Source organism: Pseudomonas sp. ICBG1301, from assembly GCF_016918385.1.
Taxonomy (GTDB): domain Bacteria; phylum Pseudomonadota; class Gammaproteobacteria; order Pseudomonadales; family Pseudomonadaceae; genus Aquipseudomonas; species Aquipseudomonas palleroniana.
Genome location: NZ_JAEKGB010000014.1, coordinates 36423 through 59000 on the forward strand (window position 1 = coordinate 36423; position 22578 = coordinate 59000).

At 61.1% G+C, this 22578-nt stretch carries 22 protein-coding genes; 10 read left to right on the top strand and 12 right to left on the bottom strand.

All coding sequences use genetic code 11. The features are described from left to right. Positions 1 to 26 precede the first annotated feature (26 nt). The 3 genes from JBE38_RS25090 to fdhA all read left to right on the top strand — a co-directional run bounded on the left by JBE38_RS25090 (position 27) and on the right by fdhA (position 3023). Positions 27 to 659 (top strand): sarcosine oxidase subunit gamma, encoded by a 633-nt coding sequence (locus JBE38_RS25090; RefSeq protein ID WP_090368355.1) that lies wholly within the window; start codon positions 27 to 29, stop codon positions 657 to 659. A 124-nt stretch (positions 660 to 783) separates the two neighbouring features. Further along, positions 784 to 1641 carry a formyltetrahydrofolate deformylase gene (gene purU / locus JBE38_RS25095; RefSeq protein WP_005792124.1) on the top strand — a complete coding sequence of 286 codons (858 nt, stop codon included), beginning with the start codon at positions 784 to 786 and terminating at the stop codon, positions 1639 to 1641. Between the two features lie 182 nt (positions 1642 to 1823). Then, complete coding sequence (fdhA, locus tag JBE38_RS25100; protein WP_060753358.1) at positions 1824 to 3023, top strand: formaldehyde dehydrogenase, glutathione-independent; 1200 nt, start codon at positions 1824 to 1826, stop codon at positions 3021 to 3023. 46 nt (positions 3024 to 3069) lie between these two features. Here the strand turns inward: fdhA and JBE38_RS25105 are convergent, their stop codons facing one another. Both JBE38_RS25105 and JBE38_RS25110 read right to left on the bottom strand, forming a co-directional pair. Next, complete coding sequence (locus JBE38_RS25105; RefSeq protein WP_240202604.1) at positions 3070 to 3420, bottom strand: hypothetical protein; 351 nt, start codon at positions 3418 to 3420, stop codon at positions 3070 to 3072. Between the two features lie 171 nt (positions 3421 to 3591). After that, positions 3592 to 4050, bottom strand: a complete 459-nt coding sequence (locus JBE38_RS25110; protein ID WP_060753357.1) for an anti-sigma factor domain-containing protein — start codon at positions 4048 to 4050, stop codon at positions 3592 to 3594. 211 nt (positions 4051 to 4261) lie between these two features. Between JBE38_RS25110 and JBE38_RS25115 the strand changes: the two genes are divergently transcribed. Both JBE38_RS25115 and JBE38_RS25120 read left to right on the top strand, forming a co-directional pair. Then, the gene (locus JBE38_RS25115) at positions 4262 to 4825 is read left to right on the top strand and encodes a DUF2780 domain-containing protein (RefSeq protein ID WP_060753356.1); all 564 of its coding nucleotides are present in this window, start codon (positions 4262 to 4264) and stop codon (positions 4823 to 4825) included. A gap of 144 nt (positions 4826 to 4969) precedes the next feature. After that, the gene (locus JBE38_RS25120) at positions 4970 to 5341 is read left to right on the top strand and encodes a hypothetical protein (protein WP_205345388.1); all 372 of its coding nucleotides are present in this window, start codon (positions 4970 to 4972) and stop codon (positions 5339 to 5341) included. Here JBE38_RS25120 and JBE38_RS25125 read toward each other — a convergent pair. Then, positions 5338 to 6231 (bottom strand): acyltransferase, encoded by an 894-nt coding sequence (locus tag JBE38_RS25125; RefSeq protein ID WP_104994873.1) that lies wholly within the window; start codon positions 6229 to 6231, stop codon positions 5338 to 5340. The two genes, JBE38_RS25120 and JBE38_RS25125, sit on opposite strands and share 4 nt — an antisense overlap. A gap of 171 nt (positions 6232 to 6402) precedes the next feature. Between JBE38_RS25125 and rloA2 the strand changes: the two genes are divergently transcribed. From rloA2 to creD, 4 genes are read left to right on the top strand one after another with little or no spacing between them, the layout of a single operon-like run. Continuing rightward, on the top strand, positions 6403 to 6903 hold the full coding sequence (rloA2, locus tag JBE38_RS25130; RefSeq protein WP_060753353.1) for a retropepsin-like aspartic peptidase RloA2: 501 nt from the start codon (positions 6403 to 6405) through the stop codon (positions 6901 to 6903). Between the two features lie 8 nt (positions 6904 to 6911). Beyond that, on the top strand, positions 6912 to 7580 hold the full coding sequence (creB, locus tag JBE38_RS25135; RefSeq protein WP_060753352.1) for a two-component system response regulator CreB: 669 nt from the start codon (positions 6912 to 6914) through the stop codon (positions 7578 to 7580). Then, positions 7580 to 9019 carry a two-component system sensor histidine kinase CreC gene (gene creC / locus JBE38_RS25140; protein ID WP_205345389.1) on the top strand — a complete coding sequence of 480 codons (1440 nt, stop codon included), beginning with the start codon at positions 7580 to 7582 and terminating at the stop codon, positions 9017 to 9019. Before creB ends, creC begins: the two co-directional genes overlap by 1 nt. Positions 9020 to 9071: 52 nt before the next feature. Then, positions 9072 to 10445 carry a cell envelope integrity protein CreD gene (creD, locus tag JBE38_RS25145; protein ID WP_205345390.1) on the top strand — a complete coding sequence of 458 codons (1374 nt, stop codon included), beginning with the start codon at positions 9072 to 9074 and terminating at the stop codon, positions 10443 to 10445. Positions 10446 to 10529: 84 nt separating this feature from the next. Here the strand turns inward: creD and JBE38_RS25150 are convergent, their stop codons facing one another. The 8 genes from JBE38_RS25150 to JBE38_RS25185 form a co-directional block, all read right to left on the bottom strand. Next, positions 10530 to 11159, bottom strand: coding sequence for a glutathione S-transferase family protein (locus JBE38_RS25150; RefSeq protein ID WP_205345391.1), 630 nt, complete (start codon positions 11157 to 11159; stop codon positions 10530 to 10532). Between the two features lie 36 nt (positions 11160 to 11195). Then, positions 11196 to 11372 (bottom strand): hypothetical protein, encoded by a 177-nt coding sequence (locus JBE38_RS25155; protein ID WP_090368369.1) that lies wholly within the window; start codon positions 11370 to 11372, stop codon positions 11196 to 11198. Continuing rightward, positions 11369 to 12472: a PepSY-associated TM helix domain-containing protein gene (locus JBE38_RS25160; protein WP_205345392.1), complete on the bottom strand. Its 1104-nt coding sequence runs from the start codon at positions 12470 to 12472 to the stop codon at positions 11369 to 11371. Before JBE38_RS25160 ends, JBE38_RS25155 begins: the two co-directional genes overlap by 4 nt. A 62-nt stretch (positions 12473 to 12534) precedes the next feature. Then, positions 12535 to 14964 (bottom strand): TonB-dependent siderophore receptor, encoded by a 2430-nt coding sequence (locus tag JBE38_RS25165; protein WP_205345393.1) that lies wholly within the window; start codon positions 14962 to 14964, stop codon positions 12535 to 12537. 233 nt (positions 14965 to 15197) lie between these two features. Continuing rightward, the gene (locus JBE38_RS25170; protein ID WP_205345394.1) at positions 15198 to 16190 is read right to left on the bottom strand and encodes a FecR domain-containing protein; all 993 of its coding nucleotides are present in this window, start codon (positions 16188 to 16190) and stop codon (positions 15198 to 15200) included. After that, positions 16157 to 16675, bottom strand: coding sequence for an RNA polymerase sigma factor (locus JBE38_RS25175; protein ID WP_060753345.1), 519 nt, complete (start codon positions 16673 to 16675; stop codon positions 16157 to 16159). Before JBE38_RS25175 ends, JBE38_RS25170 begins: the two co-directional genes overlap by 34 nt. 100 nt (positions 16676 to 16775) lie before the next feature. After that, a complete protein-coding gene (locus tag JBE38_RS25180) occupies positions 16776 to 17483 on the bottom strand; it encodes an exonuclease domain-containing protein (protein WP_205345395.1) in 708 nt (235 codons plus the stop codon). Further along, positions 17480 to 19402, bottom strand: a complete 1923-nt coding sequence (locus JBE38_RS25185; RefSeq protein WP_198762654.1) for a putative nucleotidyltransferase substrate binding domain-containing protein — start codon at positions 19400 to 19402, stop codon at positions 17480 to 17482. The genes JBE38_RS25180 and JBE38_RS25185 overlap by 4 nt, the downstream gene beginning before the upstream one ends. Positions 19403 to 19648: 246 nt before the next feature. Here JBE38_RS25185 and JBE38_RS25190 point away from each other — a divergent pair, with 246 nt between their 5' ends. Next, a complete protein-coding gene (locus JBE38_RS25190; RefSeq protein WP_060753342.1) occupies positions 19649 to 20095 on the top strand; it encodes a response regulator in 447 nt (148 codons plus the stop codon). 99 nt (positions 20096 to 20194) lie between these two features. On the opposite strand, the gene JBE38_RS25195 is transcribed toward JBE38_RS25190, so the two are convergent. Then, positions 20195 to 22372, bottom strand: a complete 2178-nt coding sequence (locus JBE38_RS25195) for a malate synthase G (protein WP_205345396.1) — start codon at positions 22370 to 22372, stop codon at positions 20195 to 20197. Positions 22373 to 22578 lie beyond the last annotated feature (206 nt).

Sequence of the window (22578 nt, forward strand, 5' to 3'; positions counted from 1 at the left end):
AACGATCAATTCAGAACAGGTGCTATATGACAGCAGCCAATGTTTACCAACAACGCCCCACTAACGGCGCCAAGGCCGAGTCGTCGCTGCACCATGCCGACCTCGCCAGCCTGGTCGGCAAGGGCCGTAAAAACGCAGGCGTTACCGTCCGCGAGAAAAAACTCCTGGGCCACCTGACCCTTCGTGGCGATGGGCATGACGCCGCCTTCGCCGCCGGCGTGCACAAGGCGCTTGGCATCGAGTTGCCCGGTGCCCTGCAAGTCATCGTCAAGGGCGAAACCAGCCTGCAATGGCTCGGCCCGGATGAGTGGTTGCTGGTGGTGCCCAGCGGTGAAGAGTTCGCCGCCGAGCAGAACCTGCGCGCCGCCCTGGGTGACCTGCATATCCAGGTCGTCAACGTCAGTGGCGGCCAGCAGATCCTTGAACTCAGCGGCCCGAATGTGCGTGATGTGTTGATGAAGTCCACCAGCTACGACGTGCACCCCAACAACTTCCCGGTGGGCAAGGCCGTGGGCACGGTGTTCGCCAAGTCGCAATTGGTGATCCGCCACACCGCTGAAGACACCTGGGAACTGGTGATTCGTCGCAGCTTCTCGGATTACTGGTGGTTGTGGTTGCAGGATGCCTCGGCCGAATTCGGCCTCAGCGTAGTTGCATGATGATCGTTCCCACGCTCCGCGTGGGAATGCATCCCGGGATGCTCTGCGTCCCCAAGAGCGGACGCCGAGCGTCCATGGCGGCATTCCCACGCAGAGCGTGGGAACGATCAAGGAGTTACCCGATATGAGCCGCGCACCCGATACATGGATTTTGACCGCCGACTGCCCCAGCGTGCTCGGCACGGTGGACGCGGTCACCCGCTACCTGTTCGAACAGGGCTGCTATGTTACCGAGCACCACTCGTTCGATGACCGGCTTTCGGGCCGGTTCTTCATCCGTGTGGAGTTTCGCCAGCCAGACGGTTTTGACGAACAGGCCTTCCGCGATGGCTTGGCCACACGCGGTGAAGCCTTCGGCATGATCTTCGAGCTGACGGCGCCGAATTATCGGCCCAAAGTGGTGATCATGGTGTCCAAGGCCGATCACTGCCTCAACGACCTGTTGTATCGCCAGCGCATCGGCCAGTTGTCGATGGACGTGGTGGCGGTGGTGTCCAACCATCCCGATTTGAAACCCCTGGCCGACTGGCACCAGATTCCCTACTACCATTTCCCCCTCGACCCCAACGACAAGCCGTCCCAGGAGCGTCAGGTGTGGCAAGTGGTGGAAGACACCGGCGCTGAACTGGTGATCCTCGCGCGCTACATGCAAGTGCTGTCGCCGGAGCTGTGCCGCAAGCTGGACGGCAAGGCCATCAATATCCATCACTCGTTGCTACCCGGGTTCAAGGGCGCCAAGCCGTATCACCAGGCGTACAACAAAGGGGTGAAGTTGGTGGGGGCTACGGCGCATTACATCAACAACGATCTGGATGAAGGGCCGATCATCGCGCAGGGCGTGGAGGTGGTGGATCACAGCCATTATCCCGAGGACTTGATTGCCAAAGGGCGGGATATCGAAGGGCTGACCCTGGCGCGTGCGGTGGGGTATCACATTGAGCGGCGGGTATTTCTGAACGCCAATAGAACGGTGGTGCTCTGACTGACGCTATCGGGAGCAAGCCCCCTCCCACCCTGGAATTGTGAATACCTTCAAATGTGGGAGGGGGCTTGCCCCCGATGAGGCCCTCACTAACAACGCAAAAACAGCATCTGTACCCGAGCACTTAACGCGCTGCCTGCCTGGGCAACGTGGTTCCATAAAAACAACAGCGAGGTGAAAGCATGTCTGGTAATCGTGGTGTCGTGTATCTCGGCAACGGCAAGGTCGAAGTACAGAAAATCGACTATCCCAAAATGCAGGACCCCCGTGGCAGGAAGATTGAGCACGGCGTCATCCTGCGCGTGGTTTCCACCAATATCTGCGGCTCCGACCAACACATGGTGCGTGGCCGTACCACTGCCCAGACCGGCCTGGTGCTCGGTCACGAGATCACCGGCGAAGTGATCGAGAAGGGCAACGACGTCGAAAACCTGAAAATCGGCGACCTGGTTTCCGTCCCCTTCAACGTTGCCTGCGGCCGCTGCCGTTCCTGCAAAGAGCAGCACACCGGCGTGTGCCTGACCGTCAACCCGGCGCGTGCCGGTGGCGCCTACGGTTATGTCGACATGGGCGACTGGACCGGCGGCCAGGCCGAATACGTGCTGGTACCGTATGCCGATTTCAACCTGCTGAAACTGCCGGACCGTGACAAGGCCATGGAGAAAATCCGCGACCTGACTTGCCTCTCCGACATTCTGCCGACCGGCTACCACGGTGCCGTCACGGCGGGCGTTGGACCGGGCAGCACCGTATACATCGCGGGTGCCGGCCCAGTCGGTCTGGCCGCTGCCGCCTCCGCCCGCCTGCTGGGCGCGGCGGTGGTGATCATCGGTGACGTCAACCCGATCCGCCTGGCTCACGCCAAGGCCCAGGGTTTTGAAATTGCCGACCTGTCCAAAGACACGCCACTGCACGAGCAAATCGCCGCACTGTTGGGCGAGCCTGAAGTGGACTGCGCCGTCGATGCCGTAGGTTTCGAAGCCCGCGGTCACGGCCACGAAGGCGTGAAAGCCGAAGCTCCGGCCACCGTGCTCAACTCGTTGATGGGTGTCGTACGGGTGGCGGGCAAGATCGGGATTCCGGGCCTGTACGTCACCGAAGATCCAGGTGCGGTGGATGCCGCTGCGAAAATGGGCAGCCTGAGCATTCGCTTCGGCCTGGGCTGGGCCAAATCCCACAGCTTCCACACTGGGCAAACGCCCGTGATGAAGTACAACCGCCAACTGATGCAGGCGATCATGTGGGACCGTATCAACATTGCCGAAATCGTCGGCGTGCAGGTGATCAGCCTGGATGACGCGCCGCGTGGGTATGGCGAGTTCGATGCGGGCGTGCCAAAGAAATTTGTGATTGACCCGCACAAACTGTTCAGTGCGGCATAACGCGCAGTGAAAAAATGGCGACCCTCAGAGGTCGCCATTTTTTTGATCATTTAAGTGTCGACAGCCTCAGGTAGGGGTCGGCCACTTCCCCGTTTTTGACCACGCGATTGCCACCGTAATCACACAGCAGCTTGCCGTTGCGTTGATGGATGGCTTCGGGCCGCAGCGCGTATTCAGCGGCCAGGTAATCGTCGTCGGTTCCCGCCGTTTGCCCTGTCCATGTCCTGCCGTTGGCAGTGGCCGTGTATTGATAACCCTCGCCGTAACGCGGTGGCAGGTCAGGATCCGTGTAGGCCGTTGAGTGGATAGTTTTTGTGGCAGGGCATTGGTCGATGCCGGGAGGCGGGGGTGGCAGCAGCTGGGTGCGCGCCGCATAAAGCAGAAGGCCGATTACCATAGTTCTAACTCCTTGTTAACGGGTAAACCTCGCGGGTTGTCGGTACGCGGGAGGCCAACCTGAGTGGGAGTCTCTGGGCTTTCGTTCCTTCGCAAGCTGCTACTGGAGGTTACCTGAAACGCATAAGGGCGGTCCGAAGACCGCCCTTATGCGTTTGCTTGAACTATGGCGTTATCGAGCCGCCAGCGCCCCCTGGTACACCGTCGGCCCCGTCGGCTGCTTGCTGAGCGAGCCACCTTTGGTTTCTGCGCTCACCATCAATTCCACCGGCTTGCTGATGGATTCCTGTTGGCGAGGGTTGAGTCCGATAATGCCTTTGCCGTCTTCCGGCAACAGGCCCAGTGACACCGGTGTGCCGCCCTCGGGGATCGCCCACAGCTCCAGGCTGTGGTCCGGCGCAGGGGCGGTGGCAGCGATCGGCTGCACTTCCAGGTAATCCTTGTGCGCCATGATCTGCGCGGCCGGTTGTTGCTCGGTGGTGACCAGGGTGGCAGCGGATTTGACGCTGTCCTGGGTATAGAGGGCGCCGCCGATACCGGCAACCACCACTGCGCAGGCGCCGATGAACAGGCGAGGGCCGCTCCAGAATGAGGGTTTGTGCTCAATGACTTGGGGTTGGTTCGCAGTCATAAGTCTGTTCCTGACAAAATTTGTAGTCAGTTGATGGACCTTGCCAAGGGCGATGGGTTCCTGAACCCAACGATATGGGCGGCGCACCTCGTCGGAATTTTCCACAACTGCGGATGCAATATTTTCTGAACTAATCTGAGGGTGGGAACATTCCTTCAGGAGTGTCAGTCAAACGCCTGCTTTTTAGCTCTTACATTCTGAGGTTGTCTTGATGAAGATTTCACGCGGTTTTGCCCTGTCCTGCCTGTTGACCGTGGCCGCCAGCCCGGTGTTTGCCGCAGGCTTCAGCTTGGGCGATGTGGCCAATGCCGTTTCCGGCGCCCAGGGCAACAACAAGGCGGCTGCCGCAGCGCCAAGTTCCCAGACCGCCGGCCTGCTGCAGGCGCTGACCTCGCAACTGAATGTCACCCCGGAACAAGCGATTGGTGGCACCGGCGCCATGCTGGGCCTGGCCAAGAACCAATTGAGCGGCACTGACTATTCGCAACTGGGCAAGAGCGTTCCCGGCCTGGATAAGCTGGCCGGCACCAACTCCCTGGGCAGCCTGGGCGCGTTGAGCGGCATGCTCGGCCAGAGCGGCGGCAGCAAGACCAGCGGCCTGGACGGCCTGCTGGGTAACGTGAAAGACACCAACGACCTGAACACCGCGTTCAGCGCCTTGGGCATGGACAGTGGGATGGTCGGCCAGTTTGCACCGGTGATCCTCAAATACCTGGGCGACCAAGGCGTGGGCGGTTCCTTGCTGCAAAGCCTGGGCAGTGTCTGGGGCGGCTGACGCGATCAGATCCGAGGTGTTTTGAGAATGTGGTGCAACATTTTTCTTTGAACCGTATGGGATGTTTTACCACCCAGAGAGACCGTTCCGGGGCGCCGCAAGGCCCGGAGCGGATTCTTCAATTCATTCAGGTGAACATCTCATATGAACATTGCCCATGCATCGAGCCTCAATAACGCCTTTCAACTGATGGCCAGGGACACTGCGGTTGCATCCGCGCCAGGCAACGCCATTTATCAGGGAACACAGGCACAGGCGGATGCTGTTGCCAAGCAAGACACTATGGTTCGCGAGTACCGCCATCCATTGGGTCGGTGCCCGAGCGACACCCATTCAGCGGATGAAGTGGGACCGGCCATGCGGCCCACCGTGAATCCATTGGACATTTACAAGCCTATGTCGGACGAAGAGGCGATGGCTTGGTTGAAACCGGCGTTTATTCATCCCGGCAAGCTGACTGAAAAGCCTGCATCCCTTGGCCAGGCGATGCTGGAGATCAGGTCGCTTCTGCGCTAAGGCGCTGTTTGATCCGATAACAGCTGCTGTATGCGCTGGTCCTTCTCCTTCCAGAGCTGGTTCACCCAGTTCTGGACGGTCTGGCGAAAGGCCGGATCGTTCTCGTAATCGCCCTGCCATAACGCCGGGTCCAGTTCGCGCGTGCGGATATCGATGATCACCTTTGGTACCGAGCCGCTGATCAAGTCCCAGAAGCCCGGAATCTTCTGCTGCGGATAAACCACGGTCACGTCGAGGATCGCGTCCAGTTGTTCGCCCATGGCGGCCAAGACAAACGCCACGCCGCCCGCCTTGGGCTTGAGCAACCGGGTGAAGGGTGAGTCCTGCTGCTTGCGTTTGGCCTCGCTGAAGCGCGTACCTTCCAGATAGTTGACCACCGTCACCGGCTGGCGCTTGAACAGTTCGCAAGCCTGCCGGGTGATCTTCAAGTCCTGCCCCGCCAGTTCCGGATGCTTGGCCAGGAACGCCTTGGTGTAGCGTTTCATGAACGGGTAGTCCAGCGCCCACCACGCCAGGCCCAGGAAGGGCACCCAGATCAGTTCTTTTTTAAGGAAGAATTTGAAGAACGGCGTGCGCCGGTTCAACGTCTGGATCAACGCCGGAATATCGACCCAGGATTGGTGGTTGCTGATGACCAGGTAGGAAGTGTCACCGCGCAGGTCGGCGCCGCCGCGAATATCCCATTGGGTCGGGATGCACAGCGAAAAGATCAGTTTGTCGATCTCGGCCCAGGTTTCGGCAATCCACATCACCGCCCATGAGGCGTAGTCGCGAAAGCGACCGGGGGCCACCAGTTTGAGCAGGGCAAACACCATCAATGGCCCGAACAGCACCAGGGTGTTGAGCAGTAGCAGCAATGTGACAAAACAGCCGGTGAGCAGGCGGCGCATAAGCAACTCTTGGGAGGGTTTGGCGGGCCATGATAAGCAAGCTGAGTCTAGAGGCCAAATCGCAAATTGCCGGACGAATGTTTCACAATGTGCCGGGTATGGTTGAGCGAGCTAACTAAGCAGCGCTTTTGCGGTCTAGAATCCGCCTACTTCTTTCGAGGAAATCACTCCGTGAAATTGCTCCTTGCCTCGCTTGCCCTGGTCGCCTTGCCTGTCATGGCCGCCGAACCGACCCTCTACGGTCGCTACGAATACATCCAGTTGCCGGAGATCGGCCAAACCTTCAAGGCCAAGATGGACACCGGTGCACTGACCGCGTCGCTGTCGGCGCGCAACATCGAGACCTTCCAGCGCGACGGCGACGACTGGGTGCGTTTCCGCCTCGGTGGCAAGGATGCGAGCGACAAGGTCTATGAACACAAGGTGTCGCGCATCAGCAAGATCAAGAGCCGCGCCGATGAGGACGAGGACAAGGACGAAGCCACCGTGGCCAAGCGCCCGGTTATCGACCTGGAAATGTGCCTGGGCAACGTCAAGCGCACGGTCGAGGTCAACCTGACCGACCGCAGCAGCTTCAACTACCCGCTGTTGATCGGCGCCAAGGCGTTGCGTGAATTCGGCGCAGCGGTAAACCCGGCGCGCCGTTACACTGCCGACAAACCCGACTGCTGATCGAGCCCATGCCCCACATCCTGATTGTCGAAGACGAAGCGGCGATTGCCGATACGCTGATATTCGCCTTGCAAGGCGAGGGGTTCGGCACTACCTGGCTGAGCCTCGGCCAGGAGGCGTTGGCTCATCAACGCCAGACCCCGGCGGACTTGATCATCCTCGACATCGGGCTGCCGGACATCAGCGGCTTTGAAACCTGCAAGCAACTGCGCCGCTTCACGGAAGTGCCGGTGATGTTTCTCAGTGCCCGGGATGCTGAAATCGACCGGGTAGTGGGGCTGGAGATCGGCGCCGACGATTATGTGGTCAAGCCGTTCAGCCCCCGGGAAGTGGCCGCGCGGGTCAAGGCGATTCTCAAACGGGTCGGCCCCAGCGTGGCGCCGACGTCATTCCAGATCGACCTGGAGCGTATGCAGATTCAGTATCGCGGCCAGCCGTTGAGCCTGACGCGCCACGAATTTCGCCTCTTGCAAAGCCTGCTGGAGCAACCCGAACGCGTCTTCAGCCGCGAGCAGTTGCTCGATGCGGTGGGCGTCCCCGCCGATGCCGGCTACGAGCGCAATATCGACAGCCATATCAAAAGCCTGCGCAGCAAGTTGCGCAATATTGCGGCGGATGCCGAACCGATCCAGACCCATCGCGGCCTGGGCTACAGCTATAGCCCGAGCCATAGCTGATGCGCCTGGGGCTGCGGATCTTCCTGGTGTACGCGTTGTTCATCGGCCTGACCGGCTACTTCGTGCTCAACACGGTGATGAAGGAAATCCGCCCCGGCGTGCGCCAGTCCACCGAAGAAACCCTGGTGGACACCGCCAACCTGCTGGCCGAGATCCTGCGCGATGACGTGAAGAACGGCACGCTCGGCGACAGCCATTGGCCGCAACTGCTCAAGGCTTACGGCAATCGCCAGCCAGGCGCGACCATCTGGGGGCTGCCGAAGAATCAGGTCAACCACCGTATCTACGTGACCGACGCCAAGGGCATCGTGCTGCTCGACTCCAGCGGCGAAGCGGTGGGCCAGGATTATTCGCAATGGAACGACGTGTACCTGACCCTGCGCGGTGAGTATGGCGCCCGTTCCACCCGCAGCGATGCGGGCGATCCGGCCTCTTCGGTGATGCACGTTGGCGCGCCGATCCGCGACAACGGCCAGATCATCGGCGTGGTCACGGTGGCCAAACCCAACAGCTCGTTGCAGCCCTATGTCGACCGCACCGAGCGCCGCCTGCTGTGGTACGGCGCCGGGCTGGTGGTCCTCGGCCTGCTGTTGGGCGCTTTGCTGTCGTGGTGGGTGAGCGCGGCGTTAAGACGACTGACCGCTTACGCCGAGGCGGTCAGCGAAGGGCGGCGTGCCGAACTGCCGCATTATCGCGGTGGCGAGCTCAAGCAGTTGTCCACGGCGGTGGAGCACATGCGCACGCAGTTGGAAGGCAAGGCCTATGTCGAACATTACGTACACACCCTGACCCATGAATTGAAAAGCCCCTTGGCGGCGATTCGTGGTGCGGCGGAGTTGCTGCAGGGCGATATGACCCGCGAGCAGCAGCAGCGCTTCGTTGGCAATATCGACAGTGAAAGTGCGCGCCTGCAGCAACTGATCGAACGCCTGCTGAACCTGGCGCAAGTCGAGCAACGCCAGGGCCTGGAAGGGCAGGCAAGCATCGCGCTGGCGGCGATGGTCGACGAAGTGCTCAAGGCGCAATGCGCGCGCATCGAAGGCGCAGGCTTGCATGTCGAACAAGGGATTGCCACGGATGTGAAGGTGTTCGGTGAGCCCTTCCTGTTGCGCCAGGCCCTGGGCAATCTGCTGGATAACGCCTTGGACTTCACGCCACCCGGTGGCGCTCTACGGTTCAGCGCTCAAACGCGACACAACGACGTGCAGGTGAGCCTGTTCAACCAGGCGGCGCCGATTCCCGATTATGCGCTGCCACGTTTGAGTGAGCGCTTCTACTCGCTGCCACGCCCGGGCAGCGGGCGCAAAAGCACCGGCCTGGGTCTGAACTTTGTTGAAGAAGTGATGAAGCTGCATGGCGGTGCGTTGCAGATCGGCAATGTGCCGGGCGGGGTGCAAGTGGTGCTGCATCTCCACACAGTCTCCACACTGCCCACATAAATCTCCCACACGCGCCGCGCAGTCTCTGCCTATCAAACACAGGGAGAGACCCATGAACCGCAGTCTGCTTTTCAAACTGGGCGCGATTGCGCTGCTGATCGTGTTGTTGCTGATTCCGCTGCTGATGATCAACGGCATCATCAGCGACCGCCAGCAGCTGCGCGACGGCGTCTTGATGGACATTGCCCGTAGCTCCAGCTACAGCCAGCGCCTCACGGGCCCGGTGATGGTGGTGCCCTATCGCAAGACCGTGCGCGAGTGGAAGCTCAATGAAAAGCTCAACAAGCGCTACGAGGAAGTCCGTGAAGAGCGCGGTCGTCTGTATTTCCTGCCGGACCGTTTTGAACTCGACGGCAAGGTACAGACCGAACTGCGCGCGCGGGGCATCTATCAGGCGCGGCTGTTCCATGCCGACAGTCGTATCAATGGGCGTTTCGAGCTGCCTGCACAACTGGGCATTACCGAGGACTTTGCCGATTACCGCTTTGAAGCGGCGTTTCTGGCGGTCGGTATCAGCGATATTCGCGGCATCGAAAACGCGCTGAAGCTTGAGCTGGGTGGCCAGCGCCTGGACTTCGAGCCTGGCTCCCAAGTGGACTGGTTGGGGGAGGGCGTGCACGTGACACTGCCTGAGCTGGACAGCAAAAAAACCAGCGTGGTGGATTTCGCTTTTGACCTGCGCCTGCAAGGCACCGAGCAACTGCAAGTGGTTCCGGTGGGCAAGACCAGCCAAGTATCCCTGGCTTCCAACTGGCCGCATCCGAGCTTTATCGGCAATTTCCTGCCGGCCCAACGCGAGGTCACCGACACGGGGTTCACCGCCAACTGGCAGACCTCGTTTTTCTCCACCAACCTGGAACAAGCCCTGCAAACCTGCCTGGACGAGCGGGGGTGTAACGACTTCAACAATCGCAGCTTTGGCGTGAACTTCATCGACCCGGTGGACCAGTACCTCAAGAGCGATCGCGCGATCAAATATGCGCTGCTGTTTATTGCGCTGACGTTTGCCGGGTTCTTCCTGTTCGAAGTGCTCAAGAGCCTGGCAGTGCACCCGGTTCAATACGCCTTGGTGGGCTTTGCGCTGGCGTTCTTTTACCTGCTGCTGTTGTCATTGTCCGAGCACATAGGCTTCGCCATGGCCTATCTGTGCTCTGCTGGCGCCTGCGTGTTGCTGATCGGCTTCTACGTGTGTCATGTGCTGCGCAGCGTCAGTCACGGCCTGGGTTTTTCGGTGGGGTTGGCAGCCTTGTACGGCTTGTTGTACGGGCTGTTGAGCGCCGAGGATTACGCGTTGCTGATGGGCTCGCTGCTGCTGTTCGGGTTGTTGGGGACGGTGATGGTGCTGACACGCAAACTGGATTGGTATGGCGTGGGCAAGCGCAAGGTCGCCGAACCCTTGCAGTTTGACCTGGAGGCGGTGCAATGATCGGGTTACGCGAGGATCAACAAATCAAGGCGCAGTTGGTGGCGAGGATCATGGCCTTTCTTCCCTCGCCACCGATTCACCGGGTCAAACCGGCGGTTGGGTTTGCTGCATCGAAGGGCGCTGGCTGACCTCTGCGTACCATTGGGCAAGTTTCGGGTTGTCCAGGCGCCATTGCAGGTCAGGGTGGCGGAAGTCCAGATAACCCAAGGCGCAGGCCACGCTGATGGCAGCGATGTCGAAGTGGGCGGCGAGTTCGCCAAGCGCATTCGCCTCCCATTCGGCGAGGGTGCGGCGGATTTTGTTGCGTTGCTCATCGAGCCATTGGTCCCAATGCTTCTCGACCGGCCGCATGGCGGTTTCGTAGCGCACCAGCACGGCGGCGTCCATGACGCCGTCGGCCATCGAGGCCAGGGTCAGGCGACGCCAGCGAGCGGCGCCCTCGCGGGGGATCAGCGGGGTGCCAGCGTGCTGATGGTCGAAGTAGTCGAGGATCACTCGGCTGTCGTGCAGGACCGAGCCGTCGGCCAGGCGCAGGGCCGGGATCTTGCCCACGGGGTTGTCTTGCACCAGTTGCGCATCGGGGTTGACCGGTGTCGGCAGGCAGCCTTGCAGGGTGACGCGGTCTTGTTGACCGGTCTCGCTCAGTAACACGCGGACTTTGCGAACAAACGGTGAGGCAGGGTTGTGGAACAAGGTCAGGCTGGGCGCGGACATTGGGCATTCCTCGAAAAAGGGCAGCGCTAATCTAGCTCAGCGTTTGATCAAAGCCCAAGCACCGATTGCAGCAGGAACCCCCAGCCCTGCCCAGCTCAACGAATCCCACCACCCGTCCCCCAGCAATGCGGCAAACAACCCGGCGGCACTGAGCAGGCCAATCCCCAGCGGCATGGCAAATACCTTCCAGAAATTCGATTGACGCGGCTTCATGGCCGAGCCGCCTTGCGCCGCACGATCCACAGGTAAACCCCACTGCCCAGCACGATGATGGTCAGCACATCCAACACGGCCCAGAGGACTTTCATCGGCATGCCGCCGTAGTCGCCGAAGTGCAACGGTTGGGACATGCCCATGGCGTCCATGTACCACGGCCGTTCGGCGATGGCGGTGACGGCCAGGGTGCTGGCATCGATCAGTACCGGCGTGAGCAGGTGCGAGGTCAGGTGGGTGCTGCCTTTCATGAACACCGCGTAATGGTGCTCGCTGGAAAAACGCGTGCCGGGGAAGGCGATGAAGTCCGGCGTCATGCCGGGCGCGGCCTTGGCGGCAATGCTCAGCAGTTCAGTGGCGGGCGCGCGTTGGGCCAGCGGCGGGGCGTTTTGGTAGGGCTCGATCATGGCGCTGAGGCTGTCCTGGCGCCAGGCGGCGATGATCAGGTCGGCGCAGGCGCTGATCACACCTGTGACGCCTACCACCAGCGCCCAGGTCAGGGTGACCACGCCGATCAGGTTGTGCAGGTCCAGCCAGCGCAGGCGCGTGGATTTGTCGTTGCGCACGGTGGCGAATTTCAAGCGGCGCATGAACGGCAGGTACAACACCGTGCCCGAGATAATCGCCAACACAAACAGCACGCCCATGAACGCCAACATCAGCTTGCCCGGCAGGCCGGCGAACATGTCTACGTGCAGGCGCAGCAGGAACAGGGTGAACCCCCCATTGGCCGCCGGGGTTTCCACGGCTGCGCCGGTGCGGGCGTCGAGCATGAAGGTGTGGGACGCATTGGGCTCGGTGCCGGCCGTGGCGGCCATGATCGCAATCACGCCATTTTTGTCGTCTTCGTCCCAGGCCAGGTATTGCATGGCGTCGCCGGGGCGATGGGCTTGCGCTGCGCTGACCAGTTGCTCCAGGTTGAGCTGCGGCGTGTCGGCAGGCATTTGCGCCAACTGCGGCTCGTTGCCCAGCAGATGATCGATCTCATGGTGAAACACCAGCGGCAGGCCGGTGAGGGCGAGCATCAGCAGGAATACCGTGCAGATCAGGCTGGTCCAGGTGTGGATGAAGGACCAGCGGCGGATGGTTGTGCTTTTCATGTTCTAGCCTTCAGACACGCCAAAGCCGCCCCGAAGGACGGCCTGGTGGTTAACTCAGCCGATCACCACTGGTAGGTGGCACTGGCGACGACGCTGCGTTGGTCGCCGAAGTAGCAGTAGGAAGCGTCACAGGTGGAGATGTAGTCCTTGTTGAACAGGTTGGTGGCGTTCAACTTCAGCGATGCGCCTTTGAGGCTGTTGTCCAGGCGGCCCAGGTCGTAATGCACGGCGCCGTCGAACACGGTGTAGGCGTTGGCCTTGCCCAGCCAGGTGTTGGCCTGGTCGCCGTAGGTGTTGCCGGTATAGCGGGCACCGAAGCCGATGCCGAAACCGTCGAGTACGCCGGTGTGCCAGGTGTAGTCGGTCCACAGGGAGGCTTGCTGGTTTGGCATCAGTTGCAGGCGGTTGCCTTTGAAGTTGCCCTTCTGTACTTCGGATTTGGCCAGGGTGTACGCGGCAATCACTTTGAGGTTCTCGGTGACGTCAGACACGGCTTCCAGCTCCAAGCCTTTGACTTTCACCTCGCCGGTCTGGTCCGTGACCGACTGGCCACCGGCCCCGGTGCTGGCAACCAGCACGTTTTTCTGGGTCAGGTCGTAGACCGCGGCGCTCAATAAGGTGTTGGAGCCCGGAGGCTGATACTTGATCCCCAGCTCCCATTGCTTGCCCTCTGTGGGTTTGTACGACTGCAGTGGGTCGACGCTGGCGTTGCTCGCCGGCTGGAAGGACTCGGCGTATGACAGGTAAGGCACAAAGCCTGAGTCGAACACATAGCTCAGCGCCGCGTTACCGCTGAAGTTCTTGCTGCGGTCGGTGTTGGTCGCATCGTTCTTGTTGAAGTAGGTGGTGCCTTGGTGCACCCAGTCTTCACGCCCGCCGAGGGTCAGGCGCCAGTTGTCCAACGCCATCTGGTCTTGCATGTAGAGGCCGGTCTGGATGGTTTTCTGGTTGTAGTCGTAGTACGCCGTGGAGCGCGCCGGGCGTTCCACGGGGCGGGTATTGACCGGGTTGAAGATGTTGACGGTCCCGGCGGAACCATAAATCGACAGATAGGAGGTATCGGTACGCTGATGGTCCAGGCCGAGCAGCAAGGTGTGGGTGACGTCGCCTGTGGCGAAGTCGGCCTGGAAGTTGTTGTCGACCGCGAACTGGCCGATGTTCTCGTCAACGTTGGTTGAGGTACGGCCGATATTGCCGGCGGCATCAACCGGGAAATAGCTATAGGCGCCCACGGTCAACTGCTGGAACGCCAATTCCGACTTGGTGTAACGCAGGTTCTGCTTGAACTGCCAGGTATCGTTGAAGCGATGTTCGAACGCATAGCCCAGTGCGTAATAAGTGCGGTCGTAGAATTCGTAGTCCGGGTCGCCCAGGTTCTTGTGATGTGACACGTCCCCCAGCGGCGATTTGATCTTGGTGCCTACGATCGGCAGGAACTGGCTGGTGGCGCCGGTATCGTCGCGGGTGAACTGCGACAGGAAAGTCAGCTTGGTGTCGGTGTCGATGTTCCAGGTCAGGCTCGGCGCAATGTTGTAGCGCTGGTTGTCGATGTGGTCGACCTGGGTGCCGGCATCGCGCACCACGCCGCTGAGGCCATAGAGGAACCGGCCTTCATCATCGAGCTTGCCGGTGCTGGCGAAGTTGAGTTGGCGGTAGTTGTCGCTACCGTATTGCACTTGGATGGCGTTGCTCGACTCCGCACTCGGGCGACGGCTGACCATGTCCAGCAGGCCGCCCGGCGGGGTCTGGCCATACACCGAGGACGCCGGGCCACGCAGCAGCGCGAGGCGGTCGAGGTTCCAGGTTTCGGCCTTGGGGTTGGCGTAGACGCCACGCGGCAATGGCAGGCCGTCGAGGAATTGGGTGGGTTCGAAACCGCGTACACGCATCCAGTCATAACGGGTGTCGCTGCCGTAGCTGGCGGACACGATGCCGGGCATGTACTTGACGGCGTCATCCAGGTTCTGGACGTTACGATCCTGCATCTGCTCGCGGGTGGCCACGGAGATCGAGCGCGGGGCTTCGACCAGTGCGGTGTCGGTCTTGGTGCCGGCGGCGGTACGTGTCGCCAGGTAGCCGGTCACGGGGCCCCAAGCGCTTTCAGTGTTGCCTTGGGCGATGATGCTGGTCTGCGGCAACGCCACGACGCCTTCGGCAATCGCCACCAGGGTAAAGGTGCCTGCGCTGCTCTGCTCCAGCTGCAAGCCGGTGCCACGCAACGCCTCCCGCAACGCGCCCTGGGCATCGAACTGGCCTTTGACCGGCGCCGAGGTCTTGCCCGACGCCAGCGTCGGATCGAGGGTCAATGCCAGCCCCGCCTGGCTGGCGATCTGGTTCAGGGTCGTGGCCAACGGCGCGGCCGGCAGGTTGTAGGCGCGAACGCTGGACGCTTGCTCGGCAGCGATCAGCGGGGTGCTGGCCAGCGGGGCGCTGAGCGCGATGGCGATGGCTAACAGGCTGGGGCGCAACAAGGTGTCTAGCGTGCGGGACATAGGTGGCTCCTGAATGGAAATATTTCTCAATTGCCTAGGTGCCGGACGAGAATCGAAAAGTGATAGGGCAGGATGAAAATATTTTTGCGCTGAGGTTTTCGAGGTGTTCTTCAGGGCCTTATCGGGAGCAAGCCCCCTCCCACACTGGCTGTGTTTGCAAATCAAGGTGTGTGAATGCAGTCAGTGTGGGAGGGGGCTTGCTCCCGATAGCAGTCGCCCGGCCACAGCAGAACCTACGGCTTGCTTTTCACCGTCACCCACCACGGCGTGTGCTGCTCGATCTGCACCGGCAGCGTCGGCAACAGCGCATTGAGCGCCAGGGTGGTGTCGTGCAGCGGGAAACTGCCGGTGATGCGCAGGTCGGCCACGTCTTTATCCACACCCAGGTGCCCGGTGCGGTAACGGCTCAGTTCCTCGATCACATCGCCCAGGCGGGCGTTGTCCACCACCAGCATGCCGCGGGTCCAGGCGTCGGTGGCGGGGGCGACGGCCAGCAGCGGGCCGAGGCCATCACTGCGCATGAGCACCTGCTGGCCCTCTTTGAAGATCTGTTCCTGGTGCAGCGCTTCGGGCTGGGCCGCCACGGCAGACTGCAGCACGCTCAGGCGCGTAGCGCCGTCTTCGCGCTTGACGATAAACCGCGTGCCCAGTGCGCGCAGGCTGCCGTCGCGGGTTTGCACGTAGAACGGGCGGCCATCGTTGTGCCCGGTCTCGATCAGAATCTCACCTGCCTGCAGCACGATCAGCCGGCGTTTTTCATCGAAACGCACGTCGATGGCGCTGTGGGTGTTGAGGTTGATCAGCGTGCCGTCGGACAATTTCAGCGTGCGCTGCTCGCCGGTGGCGGTGCGTTGGTCGGCCAGCCAATAGTGGATGGGCACGTAACGCTCACCGGCCAACAGCGCCAGGCCGCACACCAGTGCGATGCTGGCGAGGCCCGTGCCCAACTTGCGCACGCGCTGGCGAATCCCTTCGCGTGACTGCAACAGCGCCGCCCGCGCCGGGCCAGACGCCACGCTGAAACGCTGGTCGAGCATGCCCAACTGACGCCAGGCCCGCGCATGTTCTTCATCGCTGGTCAGCCACTTGGCGAACTCTTCCTGCTCCACCGCACTGCCGTCGCCGGAGTCGAGGGACAGTTGCCAGGCGATCGCCGCATCCAGCACGCGGGCTGAAACCGGTCTGGAACCGGTCACAGCGGTTCGCCATACAGGGCGATGTAGCATTGGCGAATGCCCTGGGCCAGGTATTGGCGCACACGGGGCACCGACACACCGAGGCGCCGGGCGATTTCGGCGTGGCCCAGGCCATCGAGGCGGTTATAGAGGAAGGCGGCGCGGGCCTTGCTCGACAGCTTGCCGAGCAGGCGGTCGATGGCCTTGAGGTCTTCGAGGATCATTTGCTGGGCTTGCGGCGACGGGTGTTCGCTTTCCGGAAGCAGCATCAGTTCGGTGAGGTAGGCCTGTTCCAACGCGGCGCGCCGGAAGTAGTCGAACAGCAAACCTTTGGCGATGGCCACCAGAAACGCCCGCGGCTCGCGAGGTTCGCGCAGCTCGTCACGGCCCAGCAGGCGCATGAAGGTGTCCTGGCTGAGGTCCTCGGCGCGGCTCGGGCAGGCCACGTTGCGGCGCAGCCATGCCAACAGCCAGCCGCGATGGTCGCGATACAACGCGCCAACCAGCTCACTGTGTGGGTTTGGGACCGACGACAAGGCATCACCGAATAAACAAGAGGTTTAAACTAACGAGAATTATTCGCGATTGTGTCAGAGGCGTCGGGTGGGCGCAATTGGCGTCTGTCGGGCGGTGCTATTAAAACGATGGCGCTTGTTTACGCCGTTTCCATTGGCTCAAGCGTTCTTGCAATTGCTGGGGGGAGTCGAGGTGTTGCTGGCGTGCGCGGCTGAACAGGATGAGCATCAGTTCCGCCGTGGCCAAGGCATCGGCGCTAGCGTGATGGCGCTCGCCAACCTGCAGGTGAAAGTGGTTGATCCAATCGTCGAGCCCGGCTTCGCGAATATTCGCCTCGGGGCACAGCAGCGGGGCGATGTCGGCGACGTCGAGAAACGGATGAGCCAGGCGATACCCCAGGCTGTCCTTGAGTGCCCGGCACAGCATGTGTTGATCGAAGGGGGCGTGGAACGCCAGCAGGGGGCTGTCGCCGACGAAATCCATAAAATCCAGCAGGGCGTCGATCGGGTCGCTGCCGGCGGCGATCGCACTGGGCCCCAGGCCATGGATCAGCACGCTGGGGCTGAGTTTGGTTGCGCTGCGTTGCAGGGTCCGCTCGAACAGTTGTGAGAAGTCTATCGCACCGTCTTCGATCACCACGGCGCCGATGGACAGGACCTGGTCACGGTTGAGGTTCAGGCCGCTGGTTTCCAGGTCCACCACCACCCAACGCTGGCTGCGCAAGAGGCCGTCGCCCAGCTCCACGGCTTTGGGCAGTTGGTCCAGGCGCTGTTGTTGCGCCGTGTCGAGCCCAGGCTTTTTCGGGCGTAGCCAACCGAGCCAGCTCACAGCTGATACCGCAAGGTCAGGCTGCTTTGCAGGCGTTGCGCCTGACGCAGGGATTCACGCAGGATGCGCCGGTCCAGGTGGTTGAGGCTGTCGGGGTCGACGCGGTTGGAATAGGGCTGGTTCTCGCGGGTTTGCAACTGGTGCTGCTGCATGCGGGTTTGCTGGATAAAGTGATACGCCTCTTCATAGGCGGCACCGTCCAGCGCGTCGATGACTTCCTTGAGTACCAACTGGCGCAGGCGCTCCAGGGTGTTGTTGGCGTGGATGCCATTGGCCAGGGCCAGCAGGCGCGCACCATCGACAAAAGGGGTCAGGCCTTGCACCTTGAGATCGAGCGTGGCCTTTTCGCCGCCTTTGCGCGTCAGCACAAACTCCCGGAAACGTCCGACTGGCGGACGCTGGCGCAGGGCGTTCTCGGCCAGCATGCGTTGGAACAGCCGGTTATCCGCAACCTGATCCAGGATGCCCTGGCGCAATTGTTCGCAACCGCGCTCATCGCCCCAGACTACCCGCAGATCGAAATAGATGCTCGACCCCAGCAGATTCTCCGGCGTCGCCTCGCGTATGAACGCTGCAAAGCGTCGCGCCCATTCGGCCCGTGACAGGCACAGCTCGGGGTTGCCCGCCATGATATTGCCCTTGCACAGGCTGAAGCCGCACAACGCCAGGCTCTGGTTGATCTGCTGCGCCAGGGGCAGTAACCGCGCCCGGATCGACGCGGCTTCGGCGGCGTCCTTGGCTTCGAACAAAATACCGTTGTCCTGGTCGGTGAACAGGGTTTGTTCACGGCGACCTTCGCTGCCGAAACACAACCAGCTGAACGGCACGCCAGGGTCGCCTTTTTCGGCAAGCGTCAGCTCGATCACCCGGCACACGGTGTGATCGTTAAGCAGGGTAATGATGTGGGTGATCTGCGTAGACGAGGCGCCGTGGGCCAGCATGCGTTCGACCAGTTGGCCGATTTCGCCGCGAATCGCCACCAGGTTTTCCACGCGGGGCGCATTGCGGATGGTGCGGGCCAGGTGCACCAGGTCGACCCGTTGCAAGGAAAACAGGTCGCGCTCGGACACCACGCCACACAGGCGCTGGTCTTTGACCAGGCACACATGGGCGATATGCCGCTCGGTCATGGCGATGGCGGCGTCAAAGGCGCTGTGGTCCGGGGTCAAGAAGAACGGCGCCTGGGTCATATGCCCTTCGATGGCCTGGTTGAAATCACTGGTGCCGTCGGCCACCACCTGGCGCAGGTCGCGCAGGGTAAAAATCCCCAGGGGCGCTTTATGCTCATCCACGATCACAATGCTGCCCACCTGCTGCTCGTGCATCAGCGTCACCGCCTCGCGTAGCGGCGTGCCGGGTTGGCAGGTGACCGGGTGGCGCATGGCCAACTCGCCAAGACGGGTGTTCAGCGAATATTGAGTGCCGAGGGTCTCGACGGCTTTTTGCTGGACTTGTTGGTTGACCTGGTCCAGCAGGCTACTGACCCCGCGTAGGGAAAAGTCGCGGAACGGGCTGGAAAGCGCGAACAGCTTGATAAAGGCCGGCTTGTTCAATTGCAGGCAGAAGGTGTCTTCGGCGGCCTTGTGTTCGGTGCGGGTGGCTCGTTCGCCGAGCAAGGCGGCGAGGGGGAAGCATTCGCCCGTGGTGATTTCGAAGGTGGTTTCGGTGCTGTCCGGCCGCTCACCCACGACGCGGCCCTGCTTGACAATATAGAAGTGCTCAACCGGGCCGCCCGACGGTTTGAGGATACTGTCGCCGGGGGCATAGAAGCGCATTTGGCATTGTTCAACCAGAAACGCCAAGTGGGCATTTTCCATCTGGTTGAACGGGGGAAAGCGTTGCAGGAATTGCAGGGTGCCGTGGATGTTCTGCAACACGGCGGTTTTTCCCGCCTGCGTGAAAGCATCAGCTTTACTCATAACAGTGACCGCAGTTTTTTGTCGTTATCGTCCTTCATGGTCAACTCCCGTGCCGTGGGTGCCCATTGGACGTAAGTCTAGGTAGCGGTTAAACGATGCATGACTAGGGAAAAACCTTACAAGGCTATGGTGCAAAACCCGTAGAACGCCCACTAGGCAAACTTTCCGACGAAGTGCACATTGTTCACCTTTCGGCAGATGTCTGACGAGTGTGCTGAAAGAGTGATGAGAACTGCTGAGAAATGTATGACCGACAACGATATTTTGAGCGATGCGGAGCGCGAGGCGCTGAGCGCCGTGATGCTGGAACCTGATTTACCGCCGCAACGTGTGCTGATTGTTGATGACGACAAGGACGCGCGTGAACTGCTGGCGCAAATCCTGGGTCTGGACGGTATTCGCTGCATGACCGCCGAGAGCGGTGAGGCGGCGTGGAATCTGCTGAACTCCAACACCTCCATCGGCTTGCTGATTACCGATTTGCGCATGACGCCCAGCAGTGGCCTGGAACTGATCCGCCAGGTGCGCGAATCCTCCCGGGCGGCATTGCCGATCATCATCATGTCAGGGGACGCGGAAGCTCCCGATGTGATCGACGCCATGCATTTGAGCGTGGTGGACTTTCTGCTCAAGCCGATCGATAGCGTGAAGTTGGCGAAGATGGTGAAGCGGGAGTTGGGGATGGTGCAGTAGGCACCGATAGTACTTTCAGCGACTGACGGGTTTGATCCATCATAAAATTCGACAGCTCATAAAAAACCCTGGTATTTCGACCAGGGTTTTTTTCTGCGTTTAAAGAGCGTTTTTAGCCTTGAACTCCCGACGCCTGCGGTGCAACACCGGCTCGGTATAGCCATTCGGCTGCTTTGTGCCTTCAATCACCAACTCCAACGCCGCCTGGAACGCGATGTTGCTGTCGAAGTCCGGCGCCAGTGGGCGGTACAGCGCATCCCCGGCGTTCTGGCGGTCGACCACCGGCGCCATGCGCTTGAGGCTTTCCAGCACCTGGGCTTCATTGACGATGCCGTGGCGCAACCAGTTGGCGATGTGCTGGCTGGAGATACGCAGGGTGGCGCGGTCTTCCATCAGGCCCACATCGTTGATGTCCGGCACTTTCGAACAACCGACGCCCTGGTCGATCCAGCGGACTACATAACCCAGGATGCCCTGGGCGTTGTTGTCCAGCTCGTTGCGGATTTCTTCGTCGGACCAATCGGTATTGGCTGCCAGAGGAATGGTCAGGATATCGTCCACCGAAGCGCGCTCGCGCTTGGCCAGTTCGGCCTGGCGTGCGAACACATCAACCTTGTGATAGTGCAGCGCGTGCAGCGCCGCCGCCGTCGGCGACGGCACCCAGGCGGTGTTGGCACCGGCCAGTGGGTGGGCGATTTTCTGTTCGAGCATCGCCGCCATCAGGTCGGGCATCGCCCACATGCCTTTACCGATCTGCGCACGCCCTTGAAGGCCGGTGCTCAGGCCGATATCGACGTTCCAGTTCTCATAGGCGCCGATCCATTTTTCCGCCTTCATGGCCGCCTTGCGCACCATCGCGCCGGCTTCCATGGAGGTGTGGATCTCGTCGCCGGTGCGGTCGAGGAAGCCGGTGTTGATGAATACCACGCGCTCGCTGGCCGCCTTGATGCAGGCCTTGAGGTTGACCGTGGTGCGGCGTTCCTCGTCCATGATCCCGACCTTGAGGGTGTTGCGCGGCAGGTTCAGCACGTCTTCGATGCGGCCGAACAGCTCGTTGGTGAACGCGGCTTCTTCCGGGCCGTGCATCTTCGGCTTCACGATATAGACCGAACCGGTGCGGCTGTTCTTGCGGCTGCTGTTGCCGTTGAGGCTGTGGATCGCCGCCAGGCTGGTGATCAGCCCGTCGAGGATGCCTTCGGGTACTTCATTGCCGGCTTTGTCGAGAATCGCGTCGATGGTCATCAGGTGGCCGACGTTGCGCACGAACAGCAGTGAACGGCCGTGCAAGGTCACGTCCTGGCCATTCACGCCGGTATAGACGCGGTCAGGGTTCATCGTACGGGTGAAGGTCTTGCCGCCCTTGGCCACTTCTTCGGCCAGGTCGCCCTTCATCAGGCCGAGCCAATTGCGGTAGATCACCACTTTGTCATCGGCATCGACGGCGGCGACGGAGTCTTCGCAGTCCATGATGGTGGTCAGCGCCGCTTCCATCAGCACGTCTTTGACGCCGGCGGCGTCGGTCTGGCCGACCGGCGTGCCGGCGTCGATCTGGATCTCGAAGTGCAGGCCGTGGTGTTTGAGCAGCACGGCAATCGGCTGGGCGCTGTCGCCCTGGAAGCCGATGAGTTGCGAGTCGTCGCGCAGGCCGCTGTTGCTACCGCCCTTGAGGCTGACGATCAGCTTGCCATCGACGATCTTGTAGCCAGTGGAGTCGACATGGCTGCCCGCCGAGAGTGGCGCGGCTTCGTCGAGGAACGCGCGGGCAAAGGCAATCACCTTGTCGCCCCGCACTTTGTTGTAGCCCTGGCCCTTCTCGGCGCCATTGGCTTCGCTGATGGCGTCGGTGCCGTACAGCGCGTCATACAGCGAGCCCCAACGCGCATTGGAGGCGTTGAGGGCGAAGCGGGCGTTCATCACTGGTACGACCAGTTGCGGGCCGGCCATGCGGGCGATTTCGTCATCGACGTTTTGGGTCGTGGCCTGGAAGTCTGCGGCTTCTGGCAGCAGGTATCCGATGTCTTGCAGGAAGGCTTTGTAAGCCACCGGGTCGTGGGCCTGGCCGGCGTGGGTCTGGTGCCAGGTGTCGATCCGCGCTTGGAAATCATCGCGTTTGGCGAGTAGGGCTTTGTTCTTCGGTGCCAGGTCGTGGATAACCTTGTCGGCACCGGCCCAGAACTGGTCGGCAGTGATGCCGGTACCGGGAATGGCTTCGTTGTTCACGAAGTCGAACAGGACTTTGGCGACCTGCAGGCCACCGACTTGAACGTGTTCAGTCATTGCTTGCCTCACTCTGCGGAGCTTATGCGCTTTTTCAGATTTTCATTATGTAGTGCACGGGTTTGCATACTACATGATGACTTGCGGTTGTGAAAATTAGACTAAATACGTCGTTTAGCGACCCACTTTGGTCGTACGGTCACAGCGGAGAACGTGATGTTCTCAAAAAACGATTGGATTGTTCCAGATAAATATAAAAATGGTAC